General features: G+C 59.8%; 15 protein-coding genes. All 15 read left to right on the top strand.

What is annotated here, in order from left to right:
* Positions 1 to 23: 23 nt before the first annotated feature.
* Entirely contained in the window at positions 24 to 1,007 is a 984-nt protein-coding gene (gene cobS / locus ACX3OZ_RS05630; protein WP_459093781.1) for a cobaltochelatase subunit CobS, read from the top strand.
* 163 nt (positions 1,008 to 1,170) lie between these two features.
* Positions 1,171 to 3,060: a cobaltochelatase subunit CobT gene (cobT, locus tag ACX3OZ_RS05625; protein WP_459093780.1), complete on the top strand. Its 1,890-nt coding sequence runs from the start codon at positions 1,171 to 1,173 to the stop codon at positions 3,058 to 3,060.
* Entirely contained in the window at positions 3,057 to 4,052 is a 996-nt protein-coding gene (locus ACX3OZ_RS05620) for an esterase-like activity of phytase family protein (protein ID WP_459093779.1), read from the top strand. The genes cobT and ACX3OZ_RS05620 overlap by 4 nt, the downstream gene beginning before the upstream one ends.
* 367 nt (positions 4,053 to 4,419) lie before the next feature.
* Positions 4,420 to 6,144 (top strand): DUF6538 domain-containing protein, encoded by a 1,725-nt coding sequence (locus tag ACX3OZ_RS05615; RefSeq protein ID WP_459104001.1) that lies wholly within the window; start codon positions 4,420 to 4,422, stop codon positions 6,142 to 6,144.
* A gap of 795 nt (positions 6,145 to 6,939) precedes the next feature.
* Positions 6,940 to 8,565: an ABC transporter substrate-binding protein gene (locus ACX3OZ_RS05610; protein ID WP_459104000.1), complete on the top strand. Its 1,626-nt coding sequence runs from the start codon at positions 6,940 to 6,942 to the stop codon at positions 8,563 to 8,565.
* 46 nt (positions 8,566 to 8,611) lie between these two features.
* Positions 8,612 to 9,577 (top strand): ABC transporter permease, encoded by a 966-nt coding sequence (locus ACX3OZ_RS05605; RefSeq protein WP_459103999.1) that lies wholly within the window; start codon positions 8,612 to 8,614, stop codon positions 9,575 to 9,577.
* 11 nt (positions 9,578 to 9,588) lie between these two features.
* Entirely contained in the window at positions 9,589 to 10,494 is a 906-nt protein-coding gene (locus ACX3OZ_RS05600) for an ABC transporter permease (protein ID WP_459103998.1), read from the top strand.
* Between the two features lie 2 nt (positions 10,495 to 10,496).
* A complete protein-coding gene (locus ACX3OZ_RS05595; protein WP_459103997.1) occupies positions 10,497 to 11,564 on the top strand; it encodes an ABC transporter ATP-binding protein in 1,068 nt (355 codons plus the stop codon).
* Positions 11,561 to 12,634: an ABC transporter ATP-binding protein gene (locus tag ACX3OZ_RS05590; protein WP_459103996.1), complete on the top strand. Its 1,074-nt coding sequence runs from the start codon at positions 11,561 to 11,563 to the stop codon at positions 12,632 to 12,634. The genes ACX3OZ_RS05595 and ACX3OZ_RS05590 overlap by 4 nt, the downstream gene beginning before the upstream one ends.
* Positions 12,627 to 13,256 carry a flavin reductase family protein gene (locus ACX3OZ_RS05585; RefSeq protein WP_459103995.1) on the top strand — a complete coding sequence of 210 codons (630 nt, stop codon included), beginning with the start codon at positions 12,627 to 12,629 and terminating at the stop codon, positions 13,254 to 13,256. The genes ACX3OZ_RS05590 and ACX3OZ_RS05585 overlap by 8 nt, the downstream gene beginning before the upstream one ends.
* A 177-nt stretch (positions 13,257 to 13,433) precedes the next feature.
* The gene (locus ACX3OZ_RS05580; protein ID WP_459103994.1) at positions 13,434 to 14,441 is read left to right on the top strand and encodes a beta-keto acid cleavage family enzyme; all 1,008 of its coding nucleotides are present in this window, start codon (positions 13,434 to 13,436) and stop codon (positions 14,439 to 14,441) included.
* A gap of 95 nt (positions 14,442 to 14,536) precedes the next feature.
* Positions 14,537 to 16,261 carry a class I adenylate-forming enzyme family protein gene (locus tag ACX3OZ_RS05575; RefSeq protein WP_459103993.1) on the top strand — a complete coding sequence of 575 codons (1,725 nt, stop codon included), beginning with the start codon at positions 14,537 to 14,539 and terminating at the stop codon, positions 16,259 to 16,261.
* Complete coding sequence (locus ACX3OZ_RS05570) at positions 16,258 to 17,175, top strand: alpha/beta hydrolase (RefSeq protein ID WP_459103992.1); 918 nt, start codon at positions 16,258 to 16,260, stop codon at positions 17,173 to 17,175. The genes ACX3OZ_RS05575 and ACX3OZ_RS05570 overlap by 4 nt, the downstream gene beginning before the upstream one ends.
* A complete protein-coding gene (locus tag ACX3OZ_RS05565; protein ID WP_459103991.1) occupies positions 17,172 to 18,161 on the top strand; it encodes a fumarylacetoacetate hydrolase family protein in 990 nt (329 codons plus the stop codon). Before ACX3OZ_RS05570 ends, ACX3OZ_RS05565 begins: the two co-directional genes overlap by 4 nt.
* 137 nt (positions 18,162 to 18,298) lie before the next feature.
* Entirely contained in the window at positions 18,299 to 18,853 is a 555-nt protein-coding gene (locus tag ACX3OZ_RS05560) for a LuxR C-terminal-related transcriptional regulator (RefSeq protein ID WP_459103990.1), read from the top strand.
* Positions 18,854 to 19,870: the final 1,017 nt, after the last annotated feature.

Here is a 19,870-nt window from a genome sequence, read left to right as displayed (position 1 = left end):
TCCTTCCGCCAAGAGCAATGCCCATGACTGAGTACACCAATCTGCCCGATACCGAATTTTCGGCCCGGGAGCTGTTCGGTATTGATACGGACATGAAGGTGATGGGCTACAAGGAAGCCAATAGCCACGTGCCGCCGCTGGACCCGGACTATCTGTTCGACCGCAACACCACGCTGGCGATCCTGGCAGGCTTTCAGCATAATCGCCGCGTCATGGTGCAGGGCTATCACGGCACCGGCAAGTCGACCCATATCGAGCAGGTCGCGGCGCGCCTCAACTGGCCGCTGGTCCGCGTCAATCTCGACAGCCACGTCTCCCGTATCGATCTCGTCGGCAAGGACGCGATCGTGCTCAAGGATGGCAAGCAGATCACCGAATTCCGCGACGGTATTTTGCCCTGGGCGGTGCAGAACAATGTCGCTCTGGTGTTCGACGAATATGACGCCGGTCGTCCCGACGTGATGTTCGTGATCCAGCGCGTGCTCGAAGTGGCGGGTCGGTTGACCCTGCTCGATCAGAACCGCGTGATCGTGCCGCATCCGGCGTTCCGCCTGTTCTCGACCACCAACACCATTGGTCTGGGCGATACTTCGGGCCTCTATCACGGCACCCAGCAGATCAACCAGGGTCAGATGGACCGCTGGAGCCTGGTCACCACGCTGAATTACCTGCCGCACGACAAGGAAGTCGGCATCGTGCTGGCCAAGAACAAGGCCTATGCCGAGACCGAGAAGGGCCGGAAAATCGTGTCCAACATGGTGCGGCTGGCCGATCTGACGCGCTCGGCCTTCATCAATGGCGATCTGTCGACGGTGATGAGCCCGCGGACCGTGATCACCTGGGCCGAAAACACCCAGATTTTCGGCGGCGATATCGGTTTTGCCTTCCGCCTGACCTTCCTCAACAAATGCGACGAGCTTGAGCGCCCCGTGGTGGCCGAGTTCTACCAGCGCGTGTTTGGCGAAGATCTGCCGGAAAGCTCGGCCAATCTGGCCATCACGGCCTGACACCACGCCTTCCGGATTGACCGGGAGGCCCCTCATCCGGCCCTGCGGGCCACCTTCTCCCCGACGGGGCGAAGGGAACGCGGTGGCCCTCCAAGCTCCGATGCGCCCCCTCGCCCCTTTGGGGAGAGGGTTGGGGTGAGGGGCGTTCGGGAACTGACGTAGAATGGCCACTCCACCGCGCAGCAAAGCCAATAAGCCCGACCAGACCCAGCTGTTCAAATCAGCCATGGGCGCGACGGTGCGCGCCATTGGTGGCCAGCCCGATTTGGAAGTCACCTTCACCGCCGACCGGCCGCTGCTGACCTCGGACAAGGCGCGGCTGGCCAATCTGCCGCGCCTGCCGACGCGCCGCGATATCGCCATTGCCCGCGGGCAGGGCGACGCCATGGCGATGCGTCTGGCCAGCCACGACCCCGAAGCCCACCGCAAGCGCGCGCCGATGGACCCCATCGCCCGCGCCGCCTTCGACGCGCTGGAGCAGGCCCGTGTCGAGGCGCTGGGCTGCGTGCGCATGCCGGGCATGGTCGGCAATATCGGCGAGATGCTGGAAGACCGGCTGTTCCGCGCCAATTTTGCCGAAATCAGCGACAAGGGCGATGCGCCTATCGCCGAGGCCCTAGGCCTGCTGCTGCGCGAGAAGCTCGCCGGCGTGCCGGTGCCGCCCTCGGGGCATGCGCTGGTCGAGCTGTGGCGCAAGGAGATCGAGGACAAGGGCGGCAAGTCGCTCGATGATTTGCTCGGCCTCTACGAAAATCAGGACGCCTTCTCCAAGGCGGCCAAGGCCCTGCTGCGCGACCTCAATCTGGTGCCCGAAAGCGAGCTGGAAGACCCCGACGCGTCCGACGACGACGAGAACGACGATTCCGAGCCCGAAGGCGGCGATAATTCCGAGCAGTCGCCCGAGCAGGGCGAAGGCGAGAATGACAGCCAGGACAGCGAGCAGGACGAGCAGGCCGGCGACAGCGACGAAACCGGCGATGTCGACGGCATGGAATCGGACATGGCCGATACCGACGAGGACGCGGCCGCCGAAGCCGGCGAAGACGCGCCGATGCCGCCGCCCGCCAAGGATGGCGGCGAGCGCCTGTCCAACCAGTTCAACTACAAGGTGTTCACCAACAAGTTCGACGAGATCGTCAAGGCCGCCGATCTGTGCCCGCCCGACGAGCTCGATCAGCTGCGGAGCCTCCTCGACAAGCAGCTGGAGAACCTGGCCGGCGCAGTAGCGCGGCTGGCCAACAAGCTGCAGCGCCGGCTGATGGCCAAGCAGAACCGCAGCTGGCAGTTCGACCTCGAAGAGGGGCTGCTCGATACGGCGCGGTTGACCCGCGTGGTCACCGATCCGATGCAGGCGCTCAGCTTCAAGGTCGAGAACGACACCGATTTCCGCGACACCGTGGTGACGCTGCTGATCGACAATTCCGGCTCGATGCGCGGCCGCCCGATTACCATTGCGGCGATCTGCGGCGATATTCTCGCCCGCACGCTGGAGCGTTGCGGCGTCAAGGTGGAAATCCTGGGCTTTACCACCCGCGCCTGGAAGGGCGGCAAGAGCCGCGAAGCCTGGCTCGAAGCCGGTCGCCCGGCCAATCCGGGTCGCGTCAATGATGTGCGCCACATCATCTACAAGGCCGCTGAGGAGCCGTGGCGCCATGCGCGGCGCAATCTCGGGCTGATGATGCGCGAGGGGCTGCTCAAGGAAAATATCGATGGCGAGGCGCTCGAATGGGCGCGCAAGCGCCTGATGGCCCGTCCCGAAGCCCGTCGCATCCTGATGGTGATTTCCGATGGCGCGCCGGTCGATGACAGCACGCAGTCGGTCAATGCCGGCAATTATCTGGAAGCCCATCTGCGCCAGGTGATCGAAGATATCGAAACCCGCTCGCCGATCCAGCTGGTGGCCGTGGGCATTGGCCATGACGTGACGCGCTACTACAAGCGCGCCGTGACCCTGCTCGATGCCGAGGAACTGGCCGGGGCGCTGACCGACGAGCTGGCCGCCCTGTTCGATGAAGAAATGCCGGCCCAGACGCGCCGGCGGAGCCGGGGATGACCCGGCTCGGCGCCGCCATCCTTGCGGCGGTGCTGGCGGGCAGTGTGTTGCCCGCCGCGGCCGTCGAGGTGAGCGTCAGCGCCAGCCCGATTACCCAGTTCAAGGATGCCGGTATCGACCAGCAGGTCGACCAGCTGGTGTTTCGTGGCGGCATCGCCCTGGTCAGCCAGGACGATACGTTTGGGGGCCTCTCGGGTCTCGCCATGACCGGGCCGGACCAGCAGGTGGTGTTTGTCAGCGATCGCGGCAATTTCGTCAGCGGGCATCTGGCCTATGACGATGCCGGGCGGCTGCTCAGCCTGATCGGCATCACCATCGAGCCGATGCGCAATTCCAGGGGCGATGTGCTGCCGCGCCAATATGCGCGCGATGCCGAAAGCGTCGACACCGTCTATCGCGATGGCGAGCCGGTGGCGGTGCGGGTGGGCTTCGAGCATCTGACGCGGGTGGCCGATTATGCGCTGACCGATGGCCGCCCAGGCGGCGCGGCGCGCGAAGTGGCGATTCCCGATTGGCTCACCGACCTGCGCACCAATGAATCGCTGGAAACCCTCTGCATCGCGCCACCGGCCTCGCCGATTGCCGGCTCGACCCTGCTGCTGACCGAGGAACATCTCGACGCAGCCGGCAATCATCAGGGCTGGCTGCTGGGGCAGAATGACAAGGGGCCGATCACCTATACCAACAGCCCGGTGGTCAATCCCACCGAATGCGCCTTCCTGCCCAATGGCGATCTGCTGGTGCTGGAGCGCGGCGTGGCTATGCTGAGCTTTGTGATGAATCTGCGCCGCGTCCCGGCGGCCGAGGTGCGGCCGGGCAATCTGATGGTCGGCGAATTGCTGCTCTCGGCCAGCGGCGGCTCCATCGACAACATGGAATCGCTGGCGGTCCATACGGCGCCGGATGGCGAGCTGCGCATCCTCATCGGCTCGGACAATAATTTCAACGACTGGCAGCGGACCTTGCTGCTGGAATTTGCATTGGCGGAGTAGGGGTTTTCTTCCCTTCTCCCCTTGAGGGAGAAGGTGCCCGAGGGCGGATGAGGGGTTGGTCCCGCGAGCATTGAAGCATGGGCACGCGCAGGACCCCTCACCCTGACCTTCCGCTGAACGCGTCAGGTCTGTCCCTCTCCCTCAAGGGGAGACAGCATGACAAGGCAGAAGCAGAGAAATAGGTCGAGACCCAGCTGTCGAAATGCATCACATGGCCAACGCCATATTGCGCCAAACAACTGATATCGCTATATTTTCTTCATTCTTTTGCCCGGCCTATTCATCGTCATCATCAATGTTTTGCGTGCCGCAGCTGCGCTTGTAACAGGCGCATCTGTCCACCATAGTGCATAACATGGATGACGCAATGAAACTCCCGCCCTACGTCGTGCGCCGCGGCACGGTGCTGCAATATGTCCGCCGGATCCCCGGTGATCTGGCGCACGCTTATCCCATCCAGCGCATTCAACGTACCCTGGCCACTGCCAGTGCGTCGGAAGCATATGCCGCGGCGGCGCGGATCACCACCGAACTCGACGCCCAGTTCGCCGCCCTGCGCCGCGACAAGAGCTTTGCCATTGGGATCATTCATGTCGACAGCTGGACCTGGCCGGATTGGGAACAACTGGCCGTCTGGTTCACGGCGACGCTGATCGAAGATGACCTCAAAGGGCTGATCATGGGCCGCAAGGGCCATGCGGTCGCGGGCAAGCCCGGGCGGCCGGTCGATCTCAGTCTGGCCTATCCTGATGCGCCGGCCCTGATCCAGCACGACAACCGGCTCAAGGAGATGACCGTCGGCGAGTATGCCACCGAGCGCGGCGCCTTCGTGCAGTCGATCGTGCGCCGGCTCGGGGCGCCAGTGTCGCAGGCCAACCCGTATTTTGCCCGTTTCATGGCCGCCGCCCTGGCCGCAGAAATCATGTTTCTGGATGTGGCGCTGCGCTTTCGCCTCGGTCAGAATGTGCAGCATGCCCATCCCGATACGGTGGCTGGCCCGTGGCGGGCCGAGATTGCCAGCAACACCGACGCGCAGGTGGCTCGGATTATGGGCTCGGCCAACGCCCGGCAGGCGGTGGCCGGCAAGTCCCTGGTCGATTGCCGGGCCGCTTATGCTGCCGAACGCATCCGAACCAACAAGCCGGCGACCAACAAGCAATTGGACGACATGGATAAGACCATCGGCCTGTTCCAGACCCAGGCTGGGGTTAGCGATGTCGGCCTGGTGCAGCGCCGGCATATCATCGCCTTTCGCGACCAGATGTATGACAGTGGCCGCTACGCCACCGCCTCGGTCAACAAGCGCACCGGCTACATCACCACGCTGGTGAAGACGGCTGCCAACAAGGGCTGGATTGATGATGCCATCCGCGGCGACATTCGCCTGACGGTGCCGGATGGTGAAGATGCCCGCGAGCCCTATTCCAGCCAGGATCTGCAAACGATCTTCGGCCATCCGCTGTTCACGGAGCGCCAGATCCTAGCGACGGCCACCGCCCTGGACGGGCTGCCATTCTGGCTGCCCCTGATCTCCTGTCTGCATGGCATGATTTCCAGTGAAATCCTGCAATTGGGGCCGGACACCGTCCGTTGCTATCCCGGCACCGATATTCTGTGTTTTGTCGTGACCACCAGCGGTGGACGCCATACCAAAACCGTGGCGCGCCGGCGCTGGCTGCCGATCCGTAACGAGCTCAGCGGTCTCGGCCTCACCGAACTTGTAGACACGGCCAGCGCCAAGGGCTGGACCACCCTGTGGCGGCCGGTGGAGGACAAACATCGCGACATTGACGCGGTGTCCCAGCAGGTTTCTTCTTTCTGGGCGGACTTTGCCCGCAACGAGCTCAAGATCGGTGATCCGCAGAAGACCCTGTATTCGTTTCGGCATAGTTTTAAGGATGCGACGGCGAGCGTCGGCGCTACCGAGGATGAAAAGAAGCAGCTGCTCGGTCATGCCGAAACCGGCGCCACCAAGGGCTACGGCACCAAGAAAGAGCCGCGGCCCGTCGATATCCATCGCCTCAACGAAATCATTCAGGCGATTGGGTGGACTTTTCTCGCAGGCTTGGCTCGCAACGAGAACCGGAGCTGATCAGAAGCTTTGTTTTGCGGCGTGTTCGAATCTCTTCGGGCGCACCAATCCATCTCCTTGATGGACCTGAACAATCTGGATTTGCTGGACTTTCGTTTGCCGCTGTTCATACACAGGGGTAGTCCACATGGTCCTTTCCATGCCTTCTCCATACAAGCATCCGACAACCGGCATTTACTGGTATCGCCAGCGCGTTCCTGCGCGATTTTTTGACGGTTGCGAAGGGCAAGGCGGTCACAGTTACGATTGACGGACTGCCATCATCAATGACCCTTGGCGCTGACCTCAAGGTCTCGCTGCGGACCAAGAGCCCCCGCCGAGACGAAGCGATTGGCAAAAGAGGCCCAGGATGAATTTGATCGTGTCTGGCTCACCTTCGAGCAGGGGCCGGTCCGGCGGACGCTGAGGCAGATCACTGCTCTCGCTGGGGAGTTGTACCACACGATCAGGGCCGTTCTGGAGGATGACCCCGGCGAAGCTGCCGAATGGGCGCAGAGACGGCGGGACATGGAGGCCAGTGAAGCTAGAGCAAGGTGCGAAAAGGTGGGAACCGGCTTTCTATCATGCGAATGCCGCCTCTGCATCGAACCCTAAATCCGATTCTCAATCGCTTTTTTCAGCTCTCCTTCTCATTCCCTTTGTGCCGTGTTTTTACTGCTACTCCCTCTCCTGGATCTGCCTATGCTTCACGTCAGCGGCTTCTTCGGGAAATGCCTCGGAAAAGATCTAAAAAGATCTGATGAGGCTCCCCCGCGATAAATTGTTTGCGTCGATGAACGCACAAGGGAGGGATAAATGAAGATAGGTTATACTTTGCGCACGTCCTGCGCGATAATCGCGACGACTTCCATTTTATCAGCAGCGGCGGCATTCGCCCAGGATGGTTTGGGAGAAATAGTTCCTCCCTTGAAGGTTGTCTATTACGCTGCCGATATGGGGCCGGTCTATGAGCAGTCGGCGCGGATACTAACGGAAGAATGGGCCAAGCTTGGGCTGCAGTTCCAGCTTCAGCCGGTGCAGTTCAGCACCTTTGTCTCGACCTATATCGCGGGCGGTGGTCTGGAGGATATTGGCGTCTTTGCCGTAGGGGCCGACCCAGATCGGGTCGATCCCGCCTATTGGGTATTCGACCTGAACGCCTGCGGCCAGCGCCGCAACGGCGCCAAGTGGTGCGACGAGGAATATTCCACGTTGGCAGCCGAACAGCGTGCCGTGCTCGACGATACCAAGCGACTTGAACTGGTCCACGACCTGCAGGAGCGCTTCTATGAGGCCGCGCCCTGGTGGCAGGTTACCAATACGATCGATGGCATCGTATGGAACAGCGACAAATGGGAAAACGTTACCAACCCAGCACCGATCGCCGCACATGAGGGATTGATCGACCCGTGGCTCTCCATGCGCCCGCTCACTGAGGACCGGGTGGTCGATTGGGCATATTTTGAGGACGTGAGTACCTACAACCCGCTGGCAGAGGAAAGCGCGCCCGGCTGGCTGCGCTTCATCTTCGACACATTCGCCAAAAACGATGCTGACGGCGAGACCGTTCCCTGGGCCGCGACGAATTGGGAGAGCATTGACGACACTACCGTGCGCATCACCCTGCGTGAGGGAATGACGTTCCATGACGGCGAGCAGGTAACTGCACATGATGCCGTCTTCACCATAAACCGTATCGTCGAAATCCAGCCCTATGCGATGTCTTCACGGATCGTGAACATCTCGGGCGCTGAGCAGATCGATGACCTGACCTTCGACATCCAGCTGAAGACGGCAGATGCTTCCTTTGCTGCTACGATTCTGACCTATCTCTTCATTCTGCCCGAGCATCTCTGGAGCGACTACGAGGGCGATTGGATTGATCGGGACGTGATAGGCGATGGTGTGGTGATCGGCAGCGGGCCTTTCAAGTTCCGCACCTGGCGGATGAACGAGCTACACGAGCTCGACGCCAACCCGGAGCATTTCCATGCGCCCGAATATGATGGCATCCGCAGGCTTACCCTGGGCCAGGCAGACTCGATCCGCGAGGCGATGATCGCGGGCACCGGCGATATCGCGACAACGGTGCTGCCAGTGGCCTCGATGAGTGACCTGGCCAATCAGGAAAGTCATCTGAGCTTCATGGAGACTCCATCGCATGCTGCCCTGCTGACCTGGGTCAACAACGAGAAGGCACCATTCACCGACCTGGCCTTCCGTGAGGCGCTTCGCCAGGCCACCAACAAACAGCGCGTCGCTATCGAAGCCTGGCTGGGTTTTGCCGCCATAGCCGGCGAGACCAACGTGCCGCGCCAACTCGAGCGCTGGTACAATGACGATCTCGAACCGGTTCTGTTCGATATCGAGGCCGCTCGCGAGACGCTGCGCAAGGCTGGCTACGGATGGGACGACCAGGGGCGTCTGCACTATCCGAACTAATCGTCCCATCGGGGTCAGCAGACACACCTCATAACAGGAAACACAGATGCGCGGTTATATCTTCCGTCGTCTTCTCCAGTCCGCCCTTGTGGTGTTCGCGGTCACGACGATCATGTTCTTCATGTTCCGAGTTATGCCGGCGGACCCCACGACGATGTTCGTCGAAGCAGGAATGAGCGAGGAGGCCCGTCAGGCCCTCCTCGAACGCTGGGGTCTGTCGGGATCGTTGTTTGAACAATATGTTCGTTACATGCTTAGCATCATGAGCGGCGATTTCGGCACCTCCTTCTTCTATCGCCGCCCGGTCTGGGATGTGCTCTGGCCAGCTATCGTCAATACGCTCTGGATCGCGATTCCAGGTCTTCTGCTGGGGGCGGTGATCGGTGGTGGGCTCGGCGTGCTAATCGGCTGGTCCCGCCGGGGCGGCCGAATTGAACAAGCCGGAATGCTGGTGGCGACGGTCATCCGCGGCATGCCGGGATTCGTGATTGGCATCCTGCTATTGGCAGTGTTTTCCAGCGGGCTGGGTTGGTTCCCAGGCTTCGGCATGGGAGACCCGGCTGACGCTGTGGGTGCGCAACGTTATCTGACCCTCGATTTTCTGCACCATCTGGTTCTGCCACTAGTCGCGGTGACCATCTTCTTCATTCCCGAGAATCTGCTGCTGATGCGCAGCGGCGTTGTCGAGAATCGTACCGAGGACTACATCGAGCTGGTTCGCGCCAAGGGGGTTCCCGACCGGAGGGTTGCCTGGCATGCCGCGCGCAACTCCATGTTACCGCTGATCACCTGGTTGTTTCCCGCATTGGCCGAAACGGTCGCCGGCATTGTTGTCATCGAGATCGTCTTTGCCTGGCCGGGCGTAGGACGGGAACTGGTCATGTCGGTGATGCGGCAGGATTATCCCGTGGCGCAAGCAGCCTTCTTCCTCATGGCCGTCATGATCGTCCTCGCAAACCTGCTGGCTGACCTGACCTATGGCAAGCTGGATCCGCGGGTAGTTTACAAATGAGAGACGTCACCATGCAGAAATCTGGTGCGCATATTGCCACGCAGCGCAGGCCGACCTTCTCCGCGCTCCGCACTTCGCTCGTGCTGCTTTGGCGCGACCGCTTCGCGGCGGTTGGACTGGTTATCTTCGCGATCTTTGTACTGCTTGCAATCTTCGGCCCCTGGCTGGCACCTTACGGGCCCTTTGAGGTCTCGCTATCGGAAGCGGGGAGGCTCCGGCGCCTTGAGCCTCCATCTGCCGACCATTGGTTCGGCACCACCGGATACGGGATGGATGTGCTGTCGCAGATGCTGCATGGCTGTGGAATTGCGCTGCGCATCGGTCTTGTTGCTGCGCTTGCCGTTAGCGTGATCTCGACGATCGTTGGTGTCGTCGCCGGCTATTTTGGTGGGTGGATCGACGATGTGCTCATGCGCATCACCGATGTGGTTCTCTCTATACCTACCCTGCCTTTCGCCATTGTTGCCGTGGCCATGCTCGGGCCAAGCGTCGACAACATCATCCTCGTGATCACGCTGCTGTTTTGGCGCAATGGGGCGAGGATTATCCGCTCGGCGGTGCTGACCGAGCGCGAAAGGGTTTATGTCAAGTGGGCACAGGCCGCCGGCGCTTCGGATCTGCACGTCATCTTCTGGCACATCCTGCCCAACATCTTCCGTATCATCGTTCTATGGATCACCATGTCGGTCGCCTTCGCCATTCTAACCGAAGCCAGTCTCGCCTTTATCGGTCTCGGGGATCCAACCGTGGTTAGCTGGGGCCAGATGCTGAACACGGCCTTCACCAGCGGCAACCTGCGGACAGCCTGGTGGTGGGTTGTTCCACCTTCCATCGCACTCATTTTCCTGGTTTCAGCGCTTTACCTCATCGGACGGGCCTATGAGGAGCAGACCAATCCCCGGCTGAGGAGGTTGTGAGGATGAGTAAGGTATCTGATCTGAACGCCAGTCTCGAGAGCAAGCACGCCGTACGACTGAATGTCGAAAACCTCAGCGTGGCCTACCGTACGGCACGCGGTCCGTTCTATGCTCTCGACAAGATATCTTTCTCGGTCGATCCGGCGCGGACGCTCGGTCTTGTTGGTGAGAGCGGATGCGGCAAGAGCACGGTCGTCAAGGCGTTGATGCGTCTTCTGCCCGAGGGCACAGAAGTCGGCGGTCGTGTTCTGCTCGACGACATCGATCTGTTGGCACTCGATAAGGCATCTCTTAATCGGCTCCGGTGGTCGAGCATTGCCCTCGTCACTCAAAGCGCAATGAACTCTCTCGATCCAGTTTACACCATTGGAGATCAGATCGTAGAATCGATCCGCACTCACATGCCGGTGACGCGGGGTGTTGCGTGGAAACGCGCCGAGGAGATGTTCGCGCTTGTCGGCTTGCCTGCCGCAAGATTGCACGAATTTCCGCACCAGTTTTCGGGTGGCATGCGACAGCGCGCGGTCATCGCCATGGCGATGAGCCTCAATGCAGGGCTCCTGCTGGCCGATGAGCCCACCACGGCGTTGGATCCGATCATGCAGGACCAGATCATGGGACGGATCAAGGCGCTGCAGAAGCGCCTGCATCGCTCGATGGTTCTCGTTACGCATGACATCGCGGTTGTGGCTGAAACCTGCAACGATGTGGCGGTGATGTATGCCGGAACCATTGTCGAGCGTGGCCCGGTGCGCGACGTGCTGACTGCGCCGCTGCATCCATACACAATGGGCCTGCGCAACGCCTTTCCGATGTTGCCCAAGGACGGGGAAGAGAAGCGGCCGCTGATCTGGATCGCGGGGCGCGTGCCAAATCTGCTCGCTCCGCCTAAGGGGTGCCGCTTCGCCTCCCGTTGTCCGTTTGCCACCGAACTCTGCCGCAACGAGGCACCACAGCTTCAGGGCAGCGAGGCACATGTCGCGGCCTGTCATTATCCGCAATTGGCGGTCGAGTTCCGCCAGCGCGCGGCCCAAGCCTCCACTTGGAAGAACATGGAGAGACACGCATGACCCCTCATGATGAGACCGAGCCGCTCATCGCGGCTCAGGCATTGAAGACCCATTTCAGGCTTGGTGGCGGGGTGTTCGAGGCGCTGGCAGGAAAAGAGCTGCCGATCGTGCGTGCGCTCGACGGCGTCGATTTGAAGATCGACAGGCGCAGGATCGTCGGCCTTGTTGGCGAAAGTGGTTGCGGAAAATCTACCCTGGGAATGACCCTCGTGCGTATGCACGAGCCGAGTTCGGGCGAGATACTCTTCGACGGCGAGAATGTGACTCATGCAAAGGGGCGTGTGCTCAAAGCCTATCGCGCCCGCAGTCAGATCATCTTTCAGGACCCTTACAGCTCGATCAATCCACGCCTAACCGTGGGAAAAATCGTTGAGGAGCCGCTGTTGATCCATGGCAGGGGCGATGCGGCTGAGCGGGCTACGCAGGTTCGAAAAGCTCTCGAACTCGTCCATATGCCCGCTGAAGATTATATGGATCGCTATCCCAGTGACCTGTCCGGAGGTCAGCGACAGCGGATTGCCATCGCGCGCGCATTGGTGCTCGAGCCGAATTTCATCGTCGCTGACGAACCGGTCTCGATGCTCGACGTCTCGATCCAGGCCAGCGTGCTGGAACTGCTTGAGGAGCTTTCTCAAAGGCTCGGCCTATCGATCCTGTACATCTCGCATGACATCGCGACCGTGGGCTATATCTGTGATGAGGTCGCCGTGATGTATCTCGGCGTGATTGTCGAACAGGCGCCTGCGGGCACGGTGCTGACAACGCCGCTGCATCCCTATACGCAGCAACTGGTTGCAGCGATCCCGCGCATGGATTTCGACGGCGCTCGTCAGCGCGTCGAGCTCAAAGGCGAGGTGCCTTCACCTCTGAACATTCCGAAGGCCTGTCGCTTTGCTCCGCGCTGCCTGTACGCCACCGAGCTTTGCAGCCGCATCGCGCCCGAGTTGAACGAGGGGCGTCCCGGCCATCTTGTGCGATGTCATATTTATACCCCGTTGGCTGATCGGATCGACGGTACTTATCCCGTTGCCGAAACTGAGCCGGCATTTGGGGAGGAAAATCGTGTCTGAACCCGAGCATGATTGGCATTTCTATCAGCCGGTAGATGGCCATGGTCTACGCTATGATCCGCTTAACGCCATTGTTGGCCCACGCCCAATTGGCTGGATCTCGACTGTGGACGAGGCGGGTGGCGCCAATCTGGCACCCTATAGCTTCTTCAACGTATTCAATTATGTGCCCCCGATCATCGGCTTCTCCAGCATCGGTATGAAGCACACGCTCGAAAATGTGTTGCAGACTGGGGAATTCTGCTGGAACCTGGCGGTGAGACCGCTCGCAGAAGCGGTGAGCGCAAGCTCAGCCACTTTTCCCCGCGCCGTGGACGAGTTCGAGCATTCGGGCGTGACCAAGGCGCCCTCACGGCTCATCCGACCGCCCCGAGTGGCCGAAAGTCCGGTGAGCTTCGAATGCAGAGTCGCCCAGATCGTGCAACTCGCAGACATAGCGAGCAAGCCGCTCGAGACCTGGCTCGTCTTAGGTGAGGTGATCGGCGTTCATATCCGGCAGGACATGTTGCTGGACGGCATCTATCAAACCGGAGCATCCAAGACCGTTATGCGGGGAGGGGGCCCAGCAGAATATTTCGAGGTTCTGCCGCAATCCAGATTCCTGATCACCCGGCCAGCATAGGATGCGCAACAGTCTAGTAACTGGAGCAGTCAATGTTTCAGTTTGAAATGATTGCCACCTTCACCATTCGGGGTGCAAGGAAAATTCAGGGAAATGCGGGGTCTCTACTTGGAGATTTCCCGTAATAGAATTCGTTTGTCAATCGGCTCATCGCGAGCAGCAAGAATTGGAGAAATCATGAGTGTGAATGATTCGAAGATCCATTGGGATCGCGTGAAAAAATATGTCGACCGCGAGAACCTCAATACGTATTGGCGGACCTATGGAATGCCCGCAGTAATGAGCGTCGACACCAGCAATATTTCGGGCGCCGAGCAGATGCCGAAATGGCAGGCTCATGAAAATGTGGCGATTTCGGCGGCTATCAATGGCGCATTCTTCACCCGCAACGAGAACCCTGCCCAACCCATTACGCCGGAAGAGATCATTCAATCTGCCGAGGAATGTATAGCTGAAGGGGCGCAGATCATTCACCTGCATGCGCGAGACGAGCAGGGCTACAACGTACTTGACCCCGTGGCCTTCGGCGAAGTCATCCGCCATCTCCGCAAACAGCATAATGGAATCGCGGTGGATGCCTGCTTGGTCTCGGTGAATGACGAGGAAAGCGCAGATCTGCGCGCGATGCTCTCGACCGGACTTCTCGATGCGGTTCCGGTAAACACCACAGCCATTATCTTGGGCGACAATCTGTTCGTGAAGCCGCCCCATGTGATTATCGAGAAGACACGGCTAATCCTCGATGCCGGACTGAAACCGCAGCTTGCAGTCTATACCGATGGCGATATCGACAATGCGCGACGCCTGCTGATCGATAGCGGTTTGCTGGGGCAAGGGCAGACCTGGCTCGTGGTCAGTGGGCTGCCCGGTTGCACGCCGATGTATACACCAAATAGCATGGTCGATGGCCTCATGCGACAGGTCCGGCTTATCCGCGAGGTGGATCCAGAAGCGCGCATCGTCGTCTGTGCGGGCGGACGCGCCAGCTCCCATGTCGCCACGCTCGGATTGCTTCTGGGCCTGCATATTCGCGTCGGAATGGAGGACACGGTGTGGAAATGGCCACATAGCGACGAGAAGATCTCGCGCAATGCGGCCGCTTTCGCGCAGATGCGCGACATAGCTCTGGGTCTTGGCCGCGAGTTGATGAGCGGCGAGGAATACCGCACGCTTATGTCGGCCTGACGTTTCCTATAATGGCAAGGTGCCTAGTCGATGGCGGGCCGGTTCAATGTACCGTCGGGCCTGCCGCCGGCCAGCGCAACTGAAAGATTGATCAGATGAATATGACGAACGAGATCGGCTTGTTCGGTACCACTGCCGCGCTGCGGACGGGGGCTCTCAGCTCCTATGAGCGGAAATGGCAATTGGCGAATGGTGTCAATGAACTGGTTTCCGAGGCAGGAACTGATGGCACGACCGGCTGGCGCTTCCGCAAGCGTCCGCTAACCTATGACGCGATGTTCCGCGATGCGGTAAGGCGCAATCCGGCGGCCGAGGCCCTGGTCTGCGGCACGACGCGCCTGAGTTATGTGGAGTTGGACCGCCTGGTTACAAGCTTTGCCAGCGGTCTGATCCGGCACGGTTTGGCGGTGGGAGACCGGGTCGCGGTCATGCTCGACAATCGACCAGAATATATTATCGCAATGCTGGCTACCATTCGGGCAGGTGGCATTTTCGTCCCGATGGGCACGCGGCTCGGCCCTGACGATGTGGGTTATATTGTCGGCAATTGCGAGCCCAGGTTCTGCATTACCGCGCCCAATTGGGCTGAGCGCTTCCCGGCCGCGATGAGCGACAGAATGATACTCACCGCAGAGGCGGGCTCGGATCAGCTCGGCTTCGACGCGGTGTCGAGCGGTGAGCTGGCCGTGTTCCCTCCGCTTGCCCAGGAGGACACGGTGATGATCATTTATACGTCGGGCACCACGGGCAAGCCCAAAGGCGCGTGTTTGACGAATGTCAATCTGATCCACACCAGCTTGCACTATATCTATGCGCTGTCGATCACGGCCCCGCTACGCAGTCTTCTGGCTGTGCCGGGCACGCATGTGGCCGGGATCGGCCCGGTCATCTCGACCACCTTCGCCGCCGCTGGCACGCTTGTGTTGCTGCCGGAGTTCAAGACCGCGCGCGTGCTCGAGACGCTGCAGGCCGAGCGTATTGAATTCTCGGTGATGGTGCCAACCATGTATCAGCTCATGCTGATGAAAGAGGAATTCGAGAGCTACGATCTCTCGGCCTGGATCTACGGGGTCTATGGCGGTGCGATCATGCCACCTGCGGTCATCGAGCGCTTTTCGCAAAAGTTGCCGCAATTACGCATGGTGAATGCTTATGGGGCGACCGAGACTTCTGCCGTTTGTACGATGATGGATAGCAGCCTGACGCGACTCGCGCCTGACAGCGTCGGGTTCTCCTTGCATTGCTGCGATCTCCGCGTGGTGGACGAGAATGGTGAACCGGCGGGCTCTGCCGTGCCGGGTGAACTCTGGATCGCTGGCCCGAATGTCAGTCCGGGCTATTGGAACGACCCGGAGGCGACTCGGGCGGCCTTCGAAAACGGATATTGGAAGAGCGGCGATATCGCGACGGTGGATTCCAATGGGCTGGTCTATATCCACGACCGGCTCAAGGACATGATCAACCGAGGCGGTTTCAAGGTGTTCAGTGCCGAAGTCGAGAATGCCCTGATGGCGCATGAATCCGTCATAGATTGTTCAGTAATTGGCGTTCCCGACCCGGTGTTGGGCGAGAAGACCTTCGTTCTCATCCAGAGCGAGGATAGCCAGATCACATCCGAGGGGTTGGGCGCCTACTTGCGAGCAAGGATCGCCGATTACAAGATCCCTGATTTTTGGTTGATTAGGGCCGAACCTGTACCGCGCAACCAGAACGGAAAGCACCAGAAGGCCGAGGTATCGGCGATCGCTGAAGAGGTGGTCGGTCCGCAGCCACGCGCCGACGAGGGTTTGGGAGACATAAGAAAGGGCGTCACACAATGACACAGCATCTTGAACTGCGGATATCTGCAGGCGACGGGGTCGAACTTGGTGCATGGCTCTTTTTACCCGAGGAGGGTGCCGGGCCGTTTCCCGCTATTACCATGGCGGTCGGCTTCGCCGGGCTCAAGGAGCACCAGCTTCAGGGCTTTGCGCGCGCCTTTGCGCAGGCGGGATTTGTCGTTGTCGTGCATGATCATCGCAATTTCGGCAGCAGCGGCGGTACGGAGCGCGGTGATATCGACCCTTGGCGTCAGATAGACGACTGGCGCATGGTCATTTCTTGGCTGGAAGCGCGGCCCGAGGTTGATCCGGAGCGGATCGGCCTCTGGGGCACCAGCTATGCGGGAGGGCATGCGCTGGTGCTCGGTGCCACGGACCGGCGGATTAAGGCGGTGGTTTCGCAGGTGCCGACGATCAGCGGCATCCAGCAAGGCTTGCGCAGGGTCGCTCCCGATCAGCTGGAAGCCTATGAAAATAACATGATCGAGGCTGATCGAAGCTATTTTCGTACCGGCACGCTGGCCCGGATGGCTGTGGTGGATAGCTCGTCGCAAATGCCGGCGGCTTACCGTAGCGAAGATGCCCAAGCGTTCTATATGCAGCCGCTCGATGGTGCTGAATGGGAGAACAGCATGACCGTGCGTTCGGTCCGCGCGGCCAGGATGTACGAGCCAGGCTTATTCGTCGCTGCGGTTTCTCCTACGCCGCTGCTGATGATCGTGGCCGAGCGCGATCGAATGACCCCGACGGATCTGGCTCTGGCCGCCTATGAGCGCGCGCTCGCGCCGAAGGAGCTTACCCTGATCCGGGGTGGGCATTTCTCACCCTATCTAGAGGAATTCAAGTCGGCGAGCGAGGCCGCGCTTACCTGGTTTACCCGCCACCTCGACACGAACGGAAAGGCCGCAGAGTGAAACTGGCAAGTTTTCTGACCTCTCAGGGAGAGGCCCGTATCGCAATTGTCCATGATCGCGATAAAAAGCTGTTCGATCTCGCGTCCGGCGCCCAAGCTGCGGGGGAGAATGCCGGCCATTTTGTCGACATGCTTGCCCTGATAGACAGTGGAAAGATCGGACTCGATCACGCCCGTCGCCTGTTCGAACGCTATGCACAGGAGCAAACCTTCAACCACGAAGCAGACAATATTCGTCTGCTGCCGCCGCTACCCCGGCCGCGTCAGATGCGGGACGGCATGTTGCACGAGATGCACGTTCGGCGCTCGATGCGGACGATCATGGCGCTCCGAGCCGCCGATTTCCGTGCCGACGGGCTCGATCTTGAGAGTCTTCCGTTGCCCGAGCTTGCCGATATATATCGTCAGATACCGGTGTTCTACTTCACCAATCATCTTAATCTCGCAGGCCCCGAGAGCGAGATCATCTGGCCCTCATATTCGCGGCTGATGGATTACGAGCTGGAACTGGCCCTTGTCATGGGAAGGACGGGCGTCAATATTCGTGAGGAGGATGTCTCGGACCACGTCTTCGGCTACACGATTTTCAACGATTTCTCGGCGCGGGATCAACAGGCGCTTGAGACGCTCGGCGGGTTAGGCCCTGCGAAGGGCAAGAGCTTTAACGGCTCGAATGTAATCGGCCCCTGGATCGTTACCCCCGACGAAATTGGGGATCCTTCTAGTTTAGCTGGAACTGTTAAGGTGAACGGCGAAATCCGGGCGGCCACCTCGACAGCGGGCATGTTGTTCTCGTTCGAGGAGGTGATTGCCTACATGTCGCAGAGCGAGACTATTCATGCGGGCGAGATTATCGGGTCCGGAACCTTGGCAGGAGGGTGTGGTCTTGAGTTTGGGCGCTTCTTGCAGGATGGCGACCAGGTCGAACTGGAGATCGAGAAAATTGGATATCTGCGTAATGTTGTCCGGCGTCCGCAGCAATCATGAACTCCAGGAAGGCGACCACAGGGCCGGTACAGACTTATGACAAAACCCAATGCGGTCTGCCGCGCTCTTAGCGGACGCCCTACGCTGCAATCACAGGCACTTGCTGCCGCAGAGCGGTACCAATCGAACGTTGTCCAATGTCCTCACGCTTCAGCCTAACGCTAGAAGACATCCCGGTACCTATGGTGTTCGCAGCGCACCGGATCATTCGCAACTGCAATACCGAATTTGCAGATCTGTTTGGCTATCGGCGCGAAGAACTGATCGATACCAGCTTCGTCCACCTCTATCCTGCGATTGCGGATTTCGTCCTGGTGGGCCAGACTTGGCGCCATCACATGGAAGGCGGAGCGGTCTATTACGACGAACGGATTATGGTCGCGAATGGTGGAGTACGATTCTGGTGCCATGTCAACGGGCGCTCGAAGAACACTTCGGATCCCTTCGCCGCAGCGGTCTATTGCTTTTCACCCATGAAGAGGCCGATCTCTGAGGCACCCTTGGCTCTCACTAGGCGCCAGCACCAAATACTGAGCCTGGTCGCGCAGGGCAAGAGCAGCGACGCCATCGCGAGGGAGATCGGACTTTCACGGCGAACCGTCGAGTCGCATCGCCTTCGTCTCTCACGCTCTGTCGGTGTGGCCAACTCCTCCGAATTAGTAGCGTGGTTCCTGTCGCTCCCCAATGAATAAACCGTATCGTTTGGCTAATTAGGCTCTTCACCACTTTGTGTGATGCACAGGTGTGAAGAGAACAAAATGCAACATATCCGAGCAGTATGGAGCAAATTGAAACAATTTGAAGCATGATGGAAAGATGTGGATTTGTCCTGGTGACATCCGACTAAATCGGCGAATTGGTGAGGGCTCCAAGCGAGCAGCTTCGGCGTCGACCGCGGCCGTTTGATGCGGCGCCATCTTCTGCGCGGACGGCATAAGGGTGCCTACCTGCGCAAGAATTCGGCCAAACGGCATCGTTTGTAGGCGCCGCGCAGCTGTTTTGACCCTGATTGAGCCTGTCGGCACTCTCAGTGCGTGAGGTGTGGTGGCCCTAAAGTACTGGTACTCTGCTGGTATTTCACTGGTACTTACTGGTATCCACTGGGACCTTGTGGGATCAACTGGGCTTTTTGTGGGCATGTGGTATCGGCCGCGGGTAGTGACGCTGGATATTTCCTGCTCGGCAATCGCGAGGAGAACGCCGCTTCAGGGTATTGTTCCCTCAAGCGGAACCGTTTCCTGCATTTCGAGTCACTCGCCTAAGTCATCACGCTCCGTGGTCATCAGCCGCGCAATGGTTCTGGCGGGCGGAGCCTCGTGTAGCTACCGATCTGAACCCGTCGCTGCAAGCGTCGGCGAGTTGTCCGTTCTCCCACAATGCATGAAGAGGTTCGGAAGCCCTTCCCCTTCAATTGACGCCACAGTTCGGTCCCGTTGCGACAACTGAACGCCATTGTTCGTCCAGCCAAGAGCAGCCAGCGAAGTCCGTTGCAGTTGAGACATATAGGTGCGGAGACTGCGAATGACCTGCCGTACGAGGTTGTGGCTATCGCCAAACCGAGTGCCTTTTAAAGACCGGGCTCTTACCGATTTCACGCGACATATCTTGAGTGATGGATGTCAGGTTATGGGCTGGCATCCGTGAGGCTCACATCAAAGTACGTCGGCCCGCCGTGGTACTTGACAGTCAATTTGATCGGTGAAACGATT

It is taken from the genome of Devosia sp. A369, from assembly GCF_054489345.1.
Note: the sequence above shows the minus strand (reverse complement) of the source record. Positions and strands in the feature narration are given on the sequence as shown.